16 protein-coding genes are annotated in these 18057 nt (G+C 70.1%); 4 read left to right on the plus strand and 12 right to left on the minus strand.

Translation table 11 applies throughout. From position 1 onward, the window contains the following. The 10 genes from HYU53_17845 to HYU53_17890 all read right to left on the minus strand — a co-directional run. On the minus strand, nucleotides 1-436 hold a 436-nt coding region (locus HYU53_17845), incomplete at its 3' end, for a glycosyltransferase (protein MBI2223056.1). Further along, nucleotides 433-1809: a hypothetical protein gene (locus HYU53_17850; protein MBI2223057.1), complete on the minus strand. Its 1377-nt coding sequence runs from the start codon at nucleotides 1807-1809 to the stop codon at nucleotides 433-435. The genes HYU53_17850 and HYU53_17845, both read right to left, overlap by 4 nt. Beyond that, nucleotides 1806-2474, minus strand: a complete 669-nt coding sequence (locus tag HYU53_17855; protein ID MBI2223058.1) for a methyltransferase domain-containing protein — start codon at nucleotides 2472-2474, stop codon at nucleotides 1806-1808. The genes HYU53_17850 and HYU53_17855 overlap by 4 nt, the downstream gene beginning before the upstream one ends. Beyond that, nucleotides 2471-3595, minus strand: coding sequence for a glycosyltransferase (locus HYU53_17860; protein MBI2223059.1), 1125 nt, complete (start codon nucleotides 3593-3595; stop codon nucleotides 2471-2473). Before HYU53_17860 ends, HYU53_17855 begins: the two co-directional genes overlap by 4 nt. Then, nucleotides 3595-4785, minus strand: a complete 1191-nt coding sequence (locus HYU53_17865) for a glycosyltransferase (protein ID MBI2223060.1) — start codon at nucleotides 4783-4785, stop codon at nucleotides 3595-3597. Before HYU53_17865 ends, HYU53_17860 begins: the two co-directional genes overlap by 1 nt. After that, nucleotides 4782-5708: an FkbM family methyltransferase gene (locus tag HYU53_17870; GenBank protein MBI2223061.1), complete on the minus strand. Its 927-nt coding sequence runs from the start codon at nucleotides 5706-5708 to the stop codon at nucleotides 4782-4784. Before HYU53_17870 ends, HYU53_17865 begins: the two co-directional genes overlap by 4 nt. Before the next feature lie 7 nt (nucleotides 5709-5715). Beyond that, nucleotides 5716-6552, minus strand: coding sequence for a polysaccharide biosynthesis/export family protein (locus HYU53_17875; GenBank protein ID MBI2223062.1), 837 nt, complete (start codon nucleotides 6550-6552; stop codon nucleotides 5716-5718). A 3-nt stretch (nucleotides 6553-6555) separates the two neighbouring features. Next, on the minus strand, nucleotides 6556-7755 hold the full coding sequence (locus tag HYU53_17880) for an outer membrane beta-barrel protein (GenBank protein MBI2223063.1): 1200 nt from the start codon (nucleotides 7753-7755) through the stop codon (nucleotides 6556-6558). Then, nucleotides 7752-8774: a sigma-54-dependent Fis family transcriptional regulator gene (locus tag HYU53_17885; protein ID MBI2223064.1), complete on the minus strand. Its 1023-nt coding sequence runs from the start codon at nucleotides 8772-8774 to the stop codon at nucleotides 7752-7754. Before HYU53_17885 ends, HYU53_17880 begins: the two co-directional genes overlap by 4 nt. A gap of 193 nt (nucleotides 8775-8967) precedes the next feature. Next, a complete protein-coding gene (locus HYU53_17890; GenBank protein MBI2223065.1) occupies nucleotides 8968-11469 on the minus strand; it encodes a hypothetical protein in 2502 nt (833 codons plus the stop codon). Nucleotides 11470-11608: 139 nt separating this feature from the next. Between HYU53_17890 and HYU53_17895 the strand changes: the two genes are divergently transcribed. Together HYU53_17895 and HYU53_17900 are read left to right on the plus strand one after the other, a co-directional pair. Continuing rightward, entirely contained in the window at nucleotides 11609-12172 is a 564-nt protein-coding gene (locus tag HYU53_17895; protein ID MBI2223066.1) for a DinB family protein, read from the plus strand. 17 nt (nucleotides 12173-12189) lie between these two features. After that, a complete protein-coding gene (locus HYU53_17900; protein ID MBI2223067.1) occupies nucleotides 12190-12960 on the plus strand; it encodes a trypsin-like serine protease in 771 nt (256 codons plus the stop codon). Between the two features lie 3 nt (nucleotides 12961-12963). Here the strand turns inward: HYU53_17900 and HYU53_17905 are convergent, their stop codons facing one another. Further along, nucleotides 12964-15318: an ATP-dependent RNA helicase gene (locus HYU53_17905; GenBank protein ID MBI2223068.1), complete on the minus strand. Its 2355-nt coding sequence runs from the start codon at nucleotides 15316-15318 to the stop codon at nucleotides 12964-12966. 118 nt (nucleotides 15319-15436) lie between these two features. Between HYU53_17905 and HYU53_17910 the strand changes: the two genes are divergently transcribed. Both HYU53_17910 and HYU53_17915 read left to right on the plus strand, forming a co-directional pair. Further along, nucleotides 15437-15757 (plus strand): hypothetical protein, encoded by a 321-nt coding sequence (locus HYU53_17910; GenBank protein MBI2223069.1) that lies wholly within the window; start codon nucleotides 15437-15439, stop codon nucleotides 15755-15757. A 23-nt stretch (nucleotides 15758-15780) separates the two neighbouring features. Then, complete coding sequence (locus HYU53_17915; GenBank protein ID MBI2223070.1) at nucleotides 15781-16914, plus strand: methionine aminotransferase; 1134 nt, start codon at nucleotides 15781-15783, stop codon at nucleotides 16912-16914. A gap of 23 nt (nucleotides 16915-16937) precedes the next feature. On the opposite strand, the gene HYU53_17920 is transcribed toward HYU53_17915, so the two are convergent. Next, nucleotides 16938-18020: a hypothetical protein gene (locus HYU53_17920; GenBank protein MBI2223071.1), complete on the minus strand. Its 1083-nt coding sequence runs from the start codon at nucleotides 18018-18020 to the stop codon at nucleotides 16938-16940. Nucleotides 18021-18057 lie beyond the last annotated feature (37 nt).

Consider the following 18057-nt stretch of genomic DNA (forward strand, 5'->3'; position numbering starts at 1 on the left):
CCACGGACGCGGCGGCCAGCGCGCACTGCTCGCGGCCGAGCACGTAGCCGCGCTGCAACGATGCCAGGGCTCGCGAAACGCCGGAGGCATCCCGTACGGGGTCGTAGACGGCGTGCACGTAGTGCACCCAGTTCACCCCGGGCAGCACGCAGTTGCCGCCGTTGGCCACGACGAGCGCCCGTCGTCCGGCAAGCTGGGTCGCGCGGCGGCGTGCGGCGCGCGCGAGCAGCGGCATCCCGAGCGCGTGCGACCGTGCCGGGCGCGAGACCGCATGCACGATGGCGCCGCAGCGCCTGAGAGTCTCGGCGGCGCGGTGCGTCACCAGGTGCACCTCGTGACCGGTACGGGCGAGCCGCGCCGCCAGCGCGAAATTCGCGCGATCCATGCCGCCGGACGGCATGAAATCGCCGGCCACGAGCATCCAGGGCCGGGTCATTTCGCGTCCCCGAACAGGTTTGTTTCGGCCGCTTCCGCGCCGGGCACGCCCTTCCGGGTTCCCTGCACCACGCCATGCAGCGCGCCCGCGAGGAACCAGTACTGCACGCCGACCTGCGTGACGAACGGCGTGAAGGTGAAGATGAGCGCCATGGGCGCGAGGTTCGCGGCGAAGACGGCAGCGCCGCACGCGGCGAGCATCGGCTCGCGCGCCTGCGTGGCAACCCGGAGCTCCGCGAGCGCCGTGACCACCAGCGCACCGCAGTAGGTGAGCATCAGCAGCACGCCGCCGTCGATGATCCAGCCCGCCAGCTGGATCTCGGCCCACAACGGCGGCGTGTCCAGTGTGGCGTGCCCAAAATAGACGGCGCTCATCCCCCACCGCGCCAGGCCCGCGCCGAACGGAAACTCCACCAGCGTATCGTTGAGCGCGTAGTGGAGCTGGCCGCCGCGCGCGACGTAGTACACCGTCAGCGGATCATCCTCGAAGAGCGTCGCAAACCGGTTCGAGATCTCGGCGCCCGCAAGGAGCACCGTAAAAATGAGCGCGCCCGCCAGCGCGAGCCCGGACGTGGCGCCGAACAGCGTTGCGGTGGAAAACCGCCGCTGCACGACCAGCACGGCGAAGTACACGATCATCATCGCCGCCGCGACCACGATACTGATGCGGACCTGGCTCAGGTAAATCGCGGCAAGCCCCGCGAACGCGAGCCCGAGGCATGCGACGCGCTGCCAGACCTTGAAGCGTGTCGCGGCAAAGATCAGCCCGAGCAACGCGGCATACATGCCAGGGCCTGCGACCGCCCCGGGCGTGTCGAACAGCCCGGGCGGCCGGACGATCGTCTCCCCATTGGGGCCGAGATAGCTGACCGGACCCAGCCCGAGCTCCGACTGCGTCACGATGCGCGAGAACTGATCGGGCAGCCAACGCGCCGGATCGTAGACCTGCAGCACGCCGACGAGGGAGTTGATCCCGTTGCAGATCAACAGCAGCGCCATGACGCGGCGCAGGCGTGTCGGCGTGCGGACGAGCGCCGGAGCCCAGAACAGGGGCGAGATGATCGCGACGTACAGGGCGAGATGCGCGAGACCGCCCTGCACGGACGTGGTCATCGGATGAAGGAACATCAGCGCGACCAGGGCGACGATGCCGATCGCCCATGGCACGACGGGATGCGACTCTTCGTGCTCGGACTCGCCCCGGCGCAGGAGCCACCAGGCCAGCAGGACGAGGGGAATCACGAACGCGCCCATGCGCAGCGACAGTCGGATGTCCTGGGTGCCGGGAAGATAGAGAATTGCCGGCAGCGCGGTCTGGCTGACGATGAACAGCTCCGCAATCCCCCAAGGCTCGCGCCAGGCCCGGCCGTTCATAAGGGCACCCGCGCTACGATCAGCACGTTGCCGGACAGCGCGCGTGGAAATCGTCGCGACAGCCACCGCGGAAAATGCCTCGCGGTCATCGGGATCCTGCCGTGGTGCGACCAGGCAATCTCGATCGCATCGAGCCCGCACTCGCGGGCGAGCCGAAGCAGGTCGGTTGGCAGAAGGGCCGTCAGGTGCGCCGGGTAGTCTGCATCCTGGAACGCGTTGAACTCGCCGCGGGTGACGAGCGTCACCAGGCTCAGCACGCTCACCTGGTTCGGCGTGGAGAGGAGCACCGTGCCTCCCGGCCGCGTGATCCGCGTCAGCTCGCGCATGAACCGGCGGGGGTTCTCCAGGTGCTCGATCGTTTCGAGCGCCACGGCCACGTCCACGGATCGATCGGGGATCGGCAGCGGATCACGATCGAGATCCGCCTCGACAAACATCGCATCCCGCGGAAAGCCGTCGAACCGCAGGGCGTCCACGCCGATGTACTCGCCCGCGATCCCGCCGAGCGCCGCGCGCAGGGCGCCGTGGCCGCACCCGACATCGGCAACGCGACCCCGAACCCCGCGTGCATGCAGAATCTGCCTCGCCCGGGCGTACAACACCTCACTGCTGCGTCCGAGACTTCGAGCCGCACGCCGCCGTACGTCCGGCGCGGGAACGCTCATCTGATCGAAAGGGGTTCGGCGGCGGGCGCGAGAAGCGCCGCGAGCCGCTGAAGCTGCCGGGACGGATCGCACAGGTGTGCCGCGAGCGAAGGGCCCCTGCTGCCAAGCGACTCCCGGAGATCGGCCGAGAGCACGAGTGCCCGCAGCGCCGTCGCAACGGCGGAAGAATCTCCCGCGGGAACGACGATGCCGACCTTCGGCGATTCCGGAGTCGCGATCTCCGCCGCCAGCCCGCCCGCCATCGTCGTCACGATGGGACGCCCGGCCCACATGGCTTCAACCAGGGCGACCCCGAACGGTTCGGGCTCGAGGTTCGGCTGGCAGTAGATATCGGCGGCGGCCATCAGCTCGGGAATGTCCGTCCGGTGGCCGAGGAACCGCACGCGATCGGCGATCCCGTAAGACGCCGCGTCCGCGCGCAGCTGATCGAAGTAGGTCCGCTCGCGCCGCCGTTGCGGCGCGCCCGCGATCCAGAGGACCCAGTGTGACAACTCCGTGAGGTGTGCGACGGCGGCGAGATGCTCGCGTACCCCTTTCCACGCCTCCACGCGGCTCGCCTGCAGGATCACGACGTCGTCGTCAGAAGCGCCGAGCTGACTGCGCGTCGCGGCACGGGCGTCGCGCGCCGACGGCGGCGGAGGCGGCACCGGCGGATACAACCAGCCGGCGAGGCGGACGGCCGGAGCCGCGGCCTCGGCCGTGAACGGACTGTTCGCGAGGACGGTGTCGAGATGCTGCCGCAGCGCCCATCCGTCCGGCCACATCTTCGCGGCGGGAGGGTTGTGGAGCCACAGCGCGGAGCGCGCGCCGGAACCGCGGATGACGGGACCCGCGACGGCGAGGACCCACGGAGAGTGGGCGAGCACGATGTCCGGCTGCGCGCGCCAGAGGACGCGCGACAGCGCTCGCCGCGCATGAAGGAACGACCACGGCTGTGACAACGATGCGCGGCCGACGATCGAGAGATCGGCGCCCGCCGCGAACAGCTCCTGCGCGAGCCGCCCGTCAAAGAAGAGCGCGAACCGCTGCTCGATGTCCGGCGCCCGCGTCTGCGCGAGCGTGACGAGGACGCGCTCGATGCCGCCGTACAGGTTGCCGGAATAGAGGTGGAGCAGCCGCATCACGCCGCGACCAGCGTGCGATAGAGCGGCACGAGATAATCCGCCAGCCGCTGTTGATCGTACCGTGCCTCGGCGGTGCGCCGCGCCGCGCGCGCCGCGCGCTCGCGTCGTAACGGATCTGCCGCGAGCGCCGCGATGATGTGCGCGAGCTCTCCGGCGTCACCCGGCGCGTGACCGAACCCATCGACGCCGTCCTCGAACAGCTCCACGGCGCCGCCCGCACGGCTCACGACCACCGGGCGCCCGCACGCCATCGCCTCGGCGATCACCATGCCGAACGGCTCAGGCTCCGTGCTCGCGTGCACGATGACGTCGAGCGAACGCATCGCATCGGCGACGTCCCCCACGAAGCCGCTGAAACCAACCCGGCCGTCGAGCCCCCGGTCGCTCGCCGCCTGGCGCAGTTCCTCGAGCGTAAACTGGCTGTCCGTCGTCGCGTAGATGGGCGCACCGATAATGTAACCGCGAACCTGCGCGGCCGCGGGCAGCCGCGCGAGCGCGTCGAGGAACACGTGGTGGCCTTTCCAGCGGCCGAAGGTACCGACGAGCCCCACTCGCACGGTCCCGTCCGGAGCAGGGGGCAGCCCGGCCGCTGCGTCGAGGTCCACCCGCGGACCGACGGGCGCGAACCTGCCAAGATCGATCGCGTTGTACAGCGTGCGCACCAGCGCCCGGGGCCCCAGCACGCGCCGGACATCCTCGGTCACGCTCTCAGAATTGGCCACGACAACCGACGCGCGGGACGCCAGCGCGCGCAACGCAGCGTTCGTCCATCGGCGGCCGGAGAGGTACCCGTGCACGTGCCAGACGAGCGCGCTTCCACGGGGCCGCGCCAGCGCCGCGAGCACGTGCATCTTGAACCCGTGCGCGTGCACCACGTCGGCTCGCTCGGCGACGAGCGCCGACCGGAGCCGCGCGGCGTAGACAGCGCCGCCCACGGCGGCTGCGACGCCGTGGAACGCGCCCGAGCGGCTGCTGCTCTCGCCCAGCCGCGCGAGCGCAGGCGGAAACGGGAGCACGCGGGCGCGAATGCCTTCCTCGCCGAGACGTTCGAGGAGGCGCCCGCGCGCGGGCGCGATCACCGACGGCGTCCAGTTCGGTTCCGCCCGCCGGAGACTTCCCAGGATCGCGAGCAGGCTCGTTTCGGCTCCGCCAAGCTCACCCGAGGTCGTCAGATGGACGATGTTCATTCGCGCGGGAGGACGGTTCCCAGGGCCGCGAGCGCGTCCTGTTGCGCGTCCCGGCTTACCGCGAGCCAGTGAGGCCACGCGCCGTCGACCGGCACCTGCGCGGGCGCCAGGCCTATGCTTCCGCGATACGCGGCGCGACGCGTCGCCGCGACCGAATGATCGACGGCCCAGGCGGCATATCCCGCGGCGTGCAGACGCCGCGCCGCGTCGGCGATTGCCGCAGCCGGCGTGGATGACGGGTGCCACTCGATGAAGAGGCAACGATAGCGTCGAGCGCGCAGTCCGTCACTCATACCCTCGAGCACGGATGGCTCGGCGCCTTCGACATCAATCTTTACAAAGCTGACGCCGTCCAGGCCGGCCTCGTCCAGAACGGTATCGAGTGCCACTCCGCGGACGGTTATCGCGTCGGGCGCGCTCGCCTCGACAAGCCGTGAGGTCCCGCGATTCCCGCTCGCCGCGTCGTAGGGCTGCAGCGACGCATCCCCGGCGCGGGCGGTTGCTGCCGCGCAGTGGCACGAGACCTGCCGCAGCGCGTTCAGCTCGACGTGCGCGCTCAGTCGTGCGAATGATCTCGGCTCTGGCTCGAGGCTGAGGACGCGGCCGCCGGCGCCCACCATCGCTGCCGAGAGGAGGGTGAAATATCCCCAGTTCGCGCCGACATCGGCAACGACGTCACCGGCCGCGAGCAGTGCGCGTGCGATGAGCGTCAGCTGAGGCTCGTAGCTGCCGGCAAAGAACACTTCCCGCGAAATCGCGTCGGCAGGGTCGCAGATAAATTGCAGGCGGCGATCCGCGGGAAATGGCGCCGCGAACGGGGCCGCAGACGGCAGGAACCCGATCGCGCGATAGCGCGCGGCAGGCAACCGCCGCGTGACCTGAGCCGCAGCTGACGCCCACAGCGGGCAACGGCGGACGTTCATACGTGCGTCAGAAAAATCGCTGGCGGACGACCAGCGTATCTCCGGGGCGAATCAGGTCCGAGTCTTTGACGCTGACTTCGACCTGCTTGCCGCCAACAACGCGCAACACCTTCATGCCGCGCCGCGACCCGCGCTCCGCCAGCCCGCCTGCGAGCGCAATCGCCTGGAGCACCGTCATGCCCGGCTCGTAGACGTACGACCCCGGGCTGCGCACCTGGCCCGTGACGAAGAACGTCTCTGCTTTCGGCACGAAGATCGTGTCGCCGTCCTGCAGCTGCACGTTCTCCGAGAGTTTTCCGCTCTGCAGCTCCTTGATGTTGACGCGGACGCCCTTCGCTCCGGCGGCATCCGGCAGCAGAGGGCCCCCTTCCTTGCGGTTCGGATCCGGGTGAACCACCACGACCTCGCTGCTCGCGGCGCTCGTCGGCCCGGCGAGCGCCAGCGCCTCGATGAGGCTCATGTTCCCCTTGACGGGGTACGACCCCGGCGCTCGCACCTCGCCGACGATGAAGACCGCCTTGCTGCGATACTCCGCGATCTCGACACCGACCTGTGGGTTCACGAGGAAGCCGGCCGCAAGACGCTTCGTGAGCGCGTCTTCGAGCTGGCGCAGGGTCAGGCCGCCCGCCTTCGTGCGCCCGATAAACGGGAAGTCAATCGTGCCGTCCGTGTCCACGTTGTAGCGCCGCGACAGCTCCGGCTCGCCGAAGACCGTGATCGTGAGGACGTCGAGCGCCCCCACCACGTAGTCGGTGCTGGCCTGCGGGCGCGCGGGCGCGGGCTGCGCCACGTGCGTCGCGGCGGCCTGGGTGAACAGCGCAAGGGTCAGCAGTAATGAAGTCATAGGTCAGAACCCGTAGGTGACGGTTCCATAAAGACGACGTCGATCGTAGTGCCGGTCGAGAAGCGTGTCCGATCGCCGGCGGCTCCACTCCACGTTGATGCCAAGACGCGCGGCCTCTCCAAGCCGGTAGCCGAGCCCGCCACCGTAAAACGTGGCGCGATCGCGACGCGAGATCGCATCGCCCCCGCCGAACTCGCGATAGTCCAGGCTCTGCCTGCCTGCGGTGCCCTGGGCGTCGAGCGGGCCCGTGATCTGCTGCGTGAGAATGATCCGGCCGCCGCTCGTGACGTAATACGGCTCGAGATCCTCGAACGAATAGCGCACGTCGCGCTCGAACTGCCCTTCGATCTTCGTCGATTCGATCGAATAGGCCAGCCCGGCCTGGGCGACCACCCCGTTGTACGCCGCAAGCGACGCGACGGCGGGCGTGAACCGCCGGAAGCCGACCGAGGCGCGCCCCGTGATCAGTGCGGACGGGCTGAACGAGAGCCCGGTCGCGACGCGGACGCTGTCCGCGTTCCGCTGCGCGTCGCGGTCGAAGCGATCGTACTGCACGCCTCCGGTAATGTCCCACGTGGTCAGCGGCGTGATGGCCATCCGGATGCCGGCATCCAGCTGGTCGCTGTGCGAGTTCATCGTACGGCTCAGCTCCACGCCGCGGTAGCTCTCCCCCTCGTCGAAGCGGAGATTGGAACGGCGCGCGGTCAGCAGGATCATCGTGCGCGACGTCATCGCGAGCCCGATGCCTCCACCGTAGTTCGTCTGCCGTCGTCCGGCGCGGATGTCGATCTCCGCGTTCAACCGCTGGTTGGTGTCGAGCATGCCTCCCATGACGAAGGGGCGGACGAGCCCTTCGCCGATTTCGAAGCGCCCCTCGGCCCCCCGGTTCAGCGCGCGCTCGCCGGCGAACTTCTTGAAGTACACGCCTTCGAGGGTGCTGGCTCCCGTCAGGCGCGTCCACCCGATCTGGACGTCCGCGTTCACGCGCGCCAGCACGGTCGCCGTGAAGTCGCGCTGCGGGTTGACCGGATCGTTGAAGACGTTGTCGTCGATGCCGATTTCGCGGATTTCAAAGCCGGGTGTGAGGGTGACCGGGCCGACCTCGAGTCCCCGCGCACCCGCGGGCGGAGGGGATGGCTGCGCCGACGCGGGCGGGCCGACCAGAGCCGCCAGCAGGAAGAGGGTCGCCGTTCGTGTGCTCATTCGCCCGCCTTCGCGCGCGTGATGCCAAGCTGCCGCGCTTTTCGATAGAGATTCGTCCGCTGGATCCCGAGCACGCGGGCCGCCGGTCCCATGCGCCACCCGGAGTGCTTCAGGACGGCTGCGATGTACTCGCGTTCGAACTGCCGGCGCGCTTCCCGGAGGCTCACGCGCGGTGCGCTCACGCTGGCCACGGCCCCCGGATCGACTTCCGCGAGAACGTCCTCCACGCGCACCGGGCCGTCGATCCCGGCTGCGGCAAGCGCGTGGACCAGGTCGTCGAGCGCGGCGAGATTGCCGTCCCACCCGAGCGCCGAGATGAGCGCAAGCGCCGCGTGCGTGAAATCGCGCGGCCGGCGCTCCGACTCGCAAGCGGCGCGCTCCATCAGCGCCAGCGCCATCGGCGCAATATCTTCGCGGCGGTCGCGCAGCGGGACGAGCTCCAGATGCCGTGTGGCGAAGCGCTTGAACAGGTCCCCGCGAAACCGGCCATGAAGCACTTCGGCCGACAGGCGCTCGAGCGAAAGCTCGGTGGTCGCGGCGATCCGGACGTCGAGACGAACGGCGCGCGCAGCGCCGCCGTTCACGCAACGGACTTCGCCGTCGCGCAGCGCGCGCGCCAGGCGCGTCTGCGCCGAAACGGGAAGCTCGTGCACGGAGCCGAGCACCAGCGTGCCGTGCTGCGCCTGCACGAGCGCGCAGTCGCGCGTCACGGTCTCGAGGAGCTCCGCGCGCCCTCGCCGCGCCGCAACGCCGAACAGCCGGGCCTCGACCTCCGGCGGGTCGTCCACCCCGCACGCGACCGCCAGCAGCGGACCGCCGGTCCCACTAATGGCGTGAATGCCGCGCGCGACCGCGGCGCCATCGAAACCAGGGGGCGCGAGGATGAGAACCGGGCGCGTGCTGCGGGCCAGCTCGCGGGCCCGCTCGCGAAGGCGTCGCGCGGCAGGCGAGCCGCCCGCCAGCTCGACCGGCCACGCCGGGCGAGCGGCATCGTGTGCGTGCGTGTGGTGAGCGTTCATGGTCGTCCGGGAGATGCGGGCTGGGGACCCGCGGCTCCGCCCCGTGGGTTACACCGCGCGTCGCGACCGGCGGGCAACCTCAGAGGCGTGTTTGTGCGGAAATCTGCCGCGATCGTGACACGGCTGAGCTGGATGTGTCAATAGTGATACAAGCCGTGCGGCAGGAACGATACGGCCGCGGCGCCGGCGCCTGTCAGTACGCCGCGAGAAGACGGAGCGCGCGCTCGACCTCGGGCTCGCCGGGCAGAAATGCTTCCTCCAAAGGCGGTGAGTACGGCACCGGCGCGTCCAGCGCGCCGATCACCCGCACGGGCGCGTCGAGCGATTCGAACGCCTCTTCCTGGATGATGGCCGCCAGGCTCTCGCCGATCCCGCCCGTGCGCGTGTCCTCGTGCACGATCAGCACGCGGCTGCAGTGGCGCGCGAGCTGGAGCACGGCCCCACGATCGAGCGGCGCGAGCGATCGCAGGTCGAGCACCGCGGCGTCAATGCCGTCGGCGGCCACGCGCTCTGCCACGCGCATCGCGACGTGCACGTACGCGCCGTACGAAATGATCGCCACGTCCTGCCCGGCGCGCCGCAGCGCCGCCCGGCCAATCGGCAGCGGCGGCGGCGGCTCGGCCGGCAGCGCCTGCTTGATCCGCGGATCCCGATAGAGCGCGATGTGCTCGTAGTAGAGGACGGGATCGGGATCGGCGATCGCCGCCGCAAGAAGCGCGCGCGCATCCTCGGGGGTGGAGGGTGCCACGATCTTCAGTCCCGGCGTCCGGTAGAACCACGGTTCGGTGTTCTGGCTGTGATACGGGCCGGCATGCCGCAACCCGCCCCACGGCATGCGGACGACCATGGGCACCTCGCCGCCCCACCGATACCGGATCTTCGCGGCGTTGTTCACGAGCTGGTTGAACCCGGTCGCCACGAAGTCATTGAACTGCATCTCGCCGATCGGGCGCTGCCCGGCAAGCGCGCTGCCCACGCACACCCCCAGCACCGCCCCTTCGGCGAGCGGCGAGTTCAGGATGCGATCGCCGAATTCCTCCAGCAGCGGCTTGAGCAGCAGGAACGCGTTGCCGTACGCGCCGCCCACGTCCTGGCCGTACACGAACACGCGCGGATCGGCGCGCAGCGCGTCACCGATGCCAAGCATCACCGCCTCGAGGAACGTCCGCCCGTGGCGATCGAACGGCCGTGCCGGCGCGACCGGCGGCAGGCCCGGCTCGTAATCCACCTGCGCGCGCCACGCCGGCTCCAGCACCTCGACACGGCGGCGCAGCGGCTCGCCTGCGAAGACATTCGCGCCGGCGGCCGCCGGCTCCGGCCACGGCGCGGCGATGACGAGGCGCGCCTCCCGTTCGACCAGGGCCGCCGCTTCTTCCTTCCAGGCCGCGACTTCACCAGGCGCGATCGTGCCCTCTGCCTCGAGTCGCGCGGCGTAGGTGACGATCGGATCGCGCGCCGACCAGTATTCGTAGCTCCCGGCGTCCGCATAGCCCTGGTCGGACGGCACGGGATACTCCCACGACACCTGCGGCTCTCGCCCGAGGTACAGCATGTCGTCGTGATGCGCGTGGCCGCACATGCGCATGCAGACCAGCTCGATCAGCGATGGGCCGCGTCCTTCGCGCGCGCGATCGATGGCCCACGCGAAGGCGGCGGCGATCGCATCCGGATCCGTGCCGTCGATCGTCACCCCGGGCACGCCGTAGCCCGCCGCCTTCTCCGCGAACACACGCGCCGCTGACTGCTCGCGGACCGGGGTCGAGAGCGCGGTCTGATTGTTCTGCACGCAGAACACGGCCGGCAGCCGCCGTGCGGCGCACAGATTGATGGCCTCGTGCCACTCGCCGAGCGACGACCCCCCTTCCCCGATGAACGACACGGCGACCCGCCGGGACTCCTCGCGCGCGAAAGCCAGCGCCATGCCCGCAATGGTCAGGCTGCCGATCGCGAGGGGTGCGGTGGCCGGCAGGACCCCCGCGCTGAAGTCCCCGATGTGGAAGTCCCTGCCGTCCATCGGCGGACCCGCCTTGCCCATCTGCGCCGAGAGCGCGAGGCGCACCATGCCGGCGGGGTCGTCCGGACGCATGGCGAGCGCCACGCCGAGATCCCGAATGACGGGCGCGACGATATCGCCGCGCCAGCCGCTCTCGGTACGGAAGGCGGGGCCGCGGCGCAGCCGGATCGCCGCCGCGTAAATGGCCTCCTGGCCAAGCGATCGGAATCCTTTTCCCTGGAACGTGATGTCGCCGTACCGCACTTCCCCGCTGCCAAACAACGTCTTCAGCCTGTTGTCGGCGGCACGGGTCAGCAGCATGCCGCGGAGGGTCTCGCGACGCTCGGCGGCGGTCAGCGAACGTCGAATCGCCTCGCGCGCCAGCGCGCCGTCGCACGACTCGACAATCTCCTCGATGGCCTGCTCGATCCGCCGCGCGGCGGACACGCGCGGTGTGACGTCGCCAAGCTCCCGCGCCCGGACCTCGAGCGCCGCCAGCTCGCGATTGAGCTCGCGCGCGACGCCGGGCCGCAGCGCGTCAATCTCGGCGGCGGCTGACGCGCGGTCGCCGCCGGCGGCCACGAACGCCGCCGCGGCCGCCTCGAGTGCGTACGGATAACGCTCCGCCACGAACCGCAGGAACGGCTCCCGGGCGCTCGTGCGCGCGTGCTTGGGGGTGCCGACGGATGATGTCGTCCGCAATGCCGAATGTCCTCCACGCATGTTCAACCGGGCGGCCGGGTCCCGCGGGGCCCGAGACGAGTATAGTCCGCGAGGCGCGCGAGGAGACTTGACGCTGCGCGCGCCTTCCGCAAGAGTAGCCGCACGGGAGGTCGGGACCATGCGCAGGTTCGGAATCGCGGGCCTCTGCGCGGCCGTGGCCGGTTTGGCCGTGCCCGCCATCGCGCAGCAGAAGGACGCCAGGCCGATCCGGGTCGACGCGCCGAGGACGTCGCTCTTCAGCGACGTCGCTCGCGCGGCGTGGTACAGCATCAACGAGCTGGTGATCGCGTCGGCCGAGAGGATGCCGGCCGAGCACTACGGGTTCCGGCCCGCGAGAGACGTGCGCACGTTCGCGCAGATCCTGGCTCACATCGCGGACAATCATCACGCGGCGTGCGGCCCCACGATCGGCCGCCCGCGGCCTGACACGAGCTTCGACCGTTTGCAGACCAAGGACGAGCTGACGAAGGCGCTTCGCGAGTCAGCCGCGGTATGCGATCTCGCCTACGGAATCCTGACCGATCAGAACGCGGCGTTCCGCTACCCGGCGTTCAACTCGGAGTACACGCGGTTCGCACTGCTCGTGTCCAACATCACCCACAACAGCGAGCACTACGGCAATCTCGTAACGTACATGCGGCTGAAAGCGGTCGTGCCGCCGTCCACGGCTGGCATAAAATAGGCACTCCTGGAGGCACGATGAGGAAGCCACTGCCAGCTGTCAAACTCTTCCTGGCCGGCCTGCTAGTCGCCACGGTCATGGCGGGGTCGGTCGCCGCGATCACGTACGGCCTGCCTGATGGCAACCGTCACCCCAGCGTCGGGGCGCTCGTCGGCACGTTCACGTCGGGCACGTTCCCGTACTGTTCGGGGACGCTGATATCGCCGACGGTCTTTGTCACGGCGGCGCACTGCAACATCGGGCGATCGCGCGTAGCGGTCACCTTCGATTCCGAGTACACGGCGCACGCCAGGCTGCACGCGGGCACGTTCTACGGTGACCCGCGCTACACGTGGAAACAGGACGACCCACACGACCTGGCGGTGGTGGTGTTCGATAAGCCCGTGAACGGCATCACGCCGGCGCGGCTGCCCTTCGCCGGGCAGCTCGAGGGGCTCACGCAGGCCGATCGCTTCACCGCCGTCGGTTACGGCGGCCAGGAGCCGGTCAACGAACCCGGTGGACCGGTCATCGCCTACTACGACACGCGCGAGTACGCGATCTCATCGTTCAATGCGCTCAACGGCGCGTGGCTGCGCCTCTCGCAGAACCCCGCGACCGACGACGGAGGAACCTGTTACGGGGACTCCGGCGGCCCGAACTTCCTGGGCGCTGGAGCCACCGAGACGGACATCATCGCCGGAACGACCATCACGGGCGACGCGCTGTGCAAGGCGACCAACGTGACCTATCGGCTCGACACGGCTGACGCGCGATCGTTCCTGGGGAACTTCGTTTCGTTGCCGTAGGGATCAGTGGTGTCCCCGCCTCTGCCGCGCGGCCGCCCTGTGCGTCGGCGCGGCATTGAGCGGGTCCTCCGGCCACGGGTGCTTCGGATAACGCCCGCGTAGTTCCTTTCGCACCTCGGGATACGTCTTCTCCCAGAAGCTCCTCAGGTCACGCGTCGTCTGGACCGGCCTGCCGTTCGGGGCGAGCAGCAGCAGGAGGACCGGTTCGCGCCGCGCGCCGACGCGCGGCGTGTCCTGCAGACCGAACAACTCCTGCAATTTCACCGACGTCGCCACCGTTCCATCCGCGCGATAGTCGAGCGCGGCGGTGCGGCCGCTCGGCAGGAGGAGTCTCTCGGGCGCGAGCGTATCGAGCGCGCACGCGACGTCCGGCCGCAGCGCCGCCCGAAGGGAGATGTCGGCGAGGCGGCGGGCCTTTCGCGCGGCCCCCCTCGCAAGCTCCTCGAATTCGGCGGTCTCGCCCGCAAAGCGCAGCCGCCGCAGCAACTGCGCGTCTTGGTCGCCCGGGCCGCCGCTGACGTACGCCTTCGCCAGGAGGGCCGCCGCCTGGTCCGGGTCGATCCGGGCCGGGCGTTCGGCGAGCACCAGCGCGTGGTAGCGCTCCACTTCGACCGCGCGGACCGTTCCGGTCGTCTCTTCGACGCGGTGCTCGACTCTGACGCCGGTCGGCTCGAGCCACTCCCGTTCGACGCGGCTCGCGAGCCGCACGCGCGCTTCGACGGGCGATTCGCGCGCGCGATCGCGCGCGCCGGCCTGGACGTCGAGAGCGACGAGGAACTCCCCTTCGATGACTCCACTCTGGGCGGCCAGCGTTGCACCGGTTCCGGTCGCGAGCCGCAGCCGCGCCTCGCCCGGCGCGCGGCGCCAGGCCACGCGATCGGGATAGCCGGAGAGAATCGCGCGCCGCAGATCGCTCTCGCCGATGTGCGCGCGCGCGGCTGCGCCGAGCGTCCGCACCGCGAGGCGATGAATCTGGTTCGTCACCTGCCGCACGTGCGGGGGCAACGTGTCGAAGCCGTCCACGGCGGCGAGGAGATCGCACGTCGTGGTCGCCGCGCGTTCCGGCACGAACGAACGCTCTGACATCACCGCGCACACGACCGCGGCTTCCCACGCCGCGCCGCCTGCCACCAGGATGCGGCCGAGCCTTGGATGAAGCGGGAACCGCTGCAACTGTCGCCCGATCTCGGTGAGGCGGCCGCAGGCCGCCGCGTGCAGCCGTTCGAGCAATTCCACGGCGGACTCGAGCGAGCCATTCGCCGGCCGCTCGAACCAGTCCATCGAGAGCGGATGGCCGCCCCACGCCATGATGTCGAGCACGGCGGCGGACAGATCGACCCTGGCGATCTCGGGTTCCCGGCGCGCCCGCAGCCGGTCGCGAGCGTCCCAGAGCCGCAGTGCGAGCCCCGGCGCGACGCGGCCGGCCCGTCCGGAGCGTTGGTCGGCGGAGTCCTGCCCCACGCGCTCCAGGTCGAGGCTGTCGAGCGCACGCGCCGCGTCGTATCGAGCCACTTTGTGAAGCCCGGTATCCACCACCGCCGTGATGCGCGGCACCGTGATCGACGTCTCCGCGATGTTGGTGGCGAGCACCACGCGACGGCGTTGCGGCGCTTCGAAGACACGGTCTTGTTCGTCCGCGTTCAGCGACCCGTGAAGCGGCAACACCTCGAATGCGTCGCCGACGGCGGCGCGCACCTGCGGGAGCGCACGGTGGATCTCCGGGGCGCCGGGCAGAAAGCACAGCACGTCTCCCGCGGTCCGCCGCGCGGCGCCCGCCGCCGCATCGGCCAGGCGTTCGCCCGGGAGGTACTCGACGGTGACGGGATGCGCCCGGCCGGGCACGTCGATGATCGGGCAGCCGCCCAGGAACCGCGCGACGGCCGCCGCGTCGAGCGTCGCCGACATGATCACGATGCGCAGGTCCGCCCGCGCGAACCACGCCTGCCTGGCGAGCGCGAGCGCCACGTCGGCGTGCACGCTCCGCTCGTGGAACTCGTCGATGACGATCGTCGTGAAGTCGGAGAGCAGCGGGTCGGACTGGAGTCGCGCCGTGAGGATGCCCTCGGTGACAACCAGCAGCCGTGTTTCACGACCGAACCGGCGGTCGAACCGCACCTGCCAGCCCACCTCGGCGCCAACCTGCCAGCCGCGCTCCTCCGCGATGCGGCGCGCGATCGCGCGGGCGGCCACCCGCCGCGGCTGCAGCACGATGACGCGCCCTCCCTCGAGCAGCGACGCCGGCACGCGCGTCGTCTTCCCCGCTCCAGGCGCCGCGACGACGACCGCGGCACGCGCACGTGCCACCTCCGACCCGATGCGGGCCAGGTGCGCGTCGATCGGGAGCGGTTCGAGTGTCATGATCTCCGTCATCGTAGCCGACCCTCGCCGTGCGGCGCCCGCCGCGCCTCCCGCGCGGCGTTATAATCTGCGGCCTGCCCGCACGCCGGCGGCCGGTGCGGGCCCCGGGAGAACAGCCATGCCGATGACCTACGACGAGCTGAAGGCCCTGACCGTCGCCGAGCTCCGCGAGATCGCGAAAGAGCACCAGGACGCGATCAAGGGCTCAAGCCAGATGAACAAGGAGCATCTTCTCCCCGCGCTGTGCAAGGCGCTCGGGATCCCGACGCACGAGCACCACGACGTCGTCGGCATCGACAAGGCGGGGATCAAGGCGCGGATGCGGGAGCTGAAGAAGGAGCGCGTCGCGGCGATCGCCGCGCACGATCCGGATCGCCTGCGCGTCGCGAGACGCCAGCTGCATCGGTTGAACCATCAGCTGCGGGCGCACACGGCGTGACGGCCGGGGCGGCGGCGCGAAGCCTGACGTCAAAGCTGCCGGACGTCGGCACGACGATCTTCACCGTCATGTCGCGACTCGCCGCGGAGGCCGGCGCGATCAATCTCTCGCAGGGGTTCCCGGACTTCGAGTGCGATCCCGCGCTGGTGGATGCGGTGGCGCGACACATGCGCGAGGGGCGCAATCAGTACGCGCCGATGCAGGGCGTTCTTGCCCTCCGCGAGGCGATTGCGGCCAAGTTCCACCATTTCCACGGCGCGCGTTACGATCCGGAAACGGAGATCACCATCACCTCCGGCGGCACCGAGGCGCTCTTCGATGCCGTGGCCGCCTGCGTGCGACCGGGTGACGACGTGGTGGTCATCGAGCCCTGCTACGACTCGTACGTACCCGCGATCCAGCTGAACGGCGGCACGCCGGTCGTGGCAAGGATGCGCCTCCCGGATCTCAGCATCGACTGGGACGACGTGCGCGCGGCGGTCGGCAGCCGGACGCGCCTGATCATCATCAACTCACCGCATAATCCGACCGGCGCCGTGCTGCGCGAGCGGGACGTCCGCGAACTGGAGCGGATCGTCGAAGGCTCTTCCGCTCTGGTGCTCGCCGACGAAGTCTACGAGCACATCATCTTCGATGGCCTCCCGCACGAGAGCATGGCGCGGCATCCCGCGCTGGCCTCGCGCAGCTTCGTCGTCGGCTCATTTGGAAAGACGTTTCACACGACCGGGTGGAAGATCGGGTACTGCGTGGCGCCGGCGCCGCTCACCGCCGAGTTCCGCAAGGTACACCAGTTCGTCACCTTCGCCACGAACACTCCGGTGCAGCACGCGCTCGCGGAGTTCACGCGGGCCGATGCGCTTGCCGCGCTCGCGCCGTTCTACCAGGCGAAGCGGGATCGGTTCCTGGCGTTGATGGAAGGCTCGCGCTTCAAGCCGCTGCCGTGCCACGGCAGCTACTTCCAGTTGATGGACTACTCCGCGCTCAGCGACGAAGACGACCAGGCGTTCGCCGTGCGGCTGACGAAGGAGCACGGCGTCGCGTCCATCCCGTTGACGCCGTTCCTGTATCGCCAGAAAGCGCCGCGCGTGGTGAGGTTCTGCTTCGCCAAGAAGGACGAGACGCTGGCGGCCGCCGCGGCGCGCCTGCGCGGGGTGTAGGGCGCCGTCAGAGCCAGCGGCGTCTATCGAATCAGCCAGCCAACACTGGTGAGGGCGAGCACGCGGTAGGAATATTCGTAGTTGTGCGGCTCGATGCGGTAGAAGCGCGCGGACACTTCCACGGTCAGCCCCTTCGCGGGTCGGAACCAGCGCGCGAGGCCGGCCTCGCTGTAGTCGCGCACGCCGCGATAGCGCCGCCCGTCCATCCGCAGGTTGAGATAATTGGCGTCCCCTTCTTCCTTCAGGTAGTCGTTCCCCCGCCACACGATCGCGTGCCCTCGCCAGTTCGCTGTTGACGCTTCCGCGCGGGCGAACACCCCGAGCCCGCTCCGCGACCGGTCCGGCACGGCACGGTCGGGGACGAAGCGCGACGCCACGGCGAAGGCTTCGACGGCGACGTGCGCCAATCGTCCGTGCGACCCGCGGAGTGCCACCCCTGGCGCCAGCGCGTAGCTGTCCGAAACGGCCCCGGACTGGAACAACTGCCCGCCGTGGTGCACGACATGGCCCTGGAACAGCAGCGCGATCCGGCGGCTCGCCCGCCAGTCAGCTGAAATGCCGGCGTCGAACCGCTCGCGGTGAGCCGGGGTGTTCACCTGTTGCCAGTTGATCCAGGCTTCGTGTTTGGCCCGAGGAGAATCGAACCGCCACTGGAGGCCCGCCTCGTACGGCCGATCGTAGGAGAGCGTCTCGCGCTGCAGCGGCGGCAGAAGAGCATGCGGCCCGCCGCGATCCGGTCCCGCGGGAGCGCGAAGGTCGGTCGTGTCGAGCGTGCCGAAGACGAACGTCGAGGCCCCGCGCCTGACGACGAGAGCCACGAGGGGTGAGATGAACTCGAAGTCCTCCTCGGCGCCGAACCTGTGGTTGCCGGCCGCACCGAGCCGCACCGTCACGTGCTCGTTCAACTCCACCGCGCCGAACAGCCGGATCGCCGCACCGAAGAGCGTCGCGCCGTCGCGAAAGGCGCGGAACTCGGTGTTGTCACCGTACAACAGCGCCGAGCCCTCCAGCCGGACGCGCTCCTGGGCGTCGGCGGCGACCGCGCCGGTCAGGAAGCGATAGGATAAGGCGCCGATGACAACCGCCCGCCGGACCGTCGCGCTCATGCTTGCCGCGACGATCATACCGGCGCAGACCCTTCGC

It is taken from the genome of Acidobacteriota bacterium, assembly GCA_016184105.1.
GTDB lineage: Bacteria > Acidobacteriota > Vicinamibacteria > Vicinamibacterales > 2-12-FULL-66-21 > JACPDI01.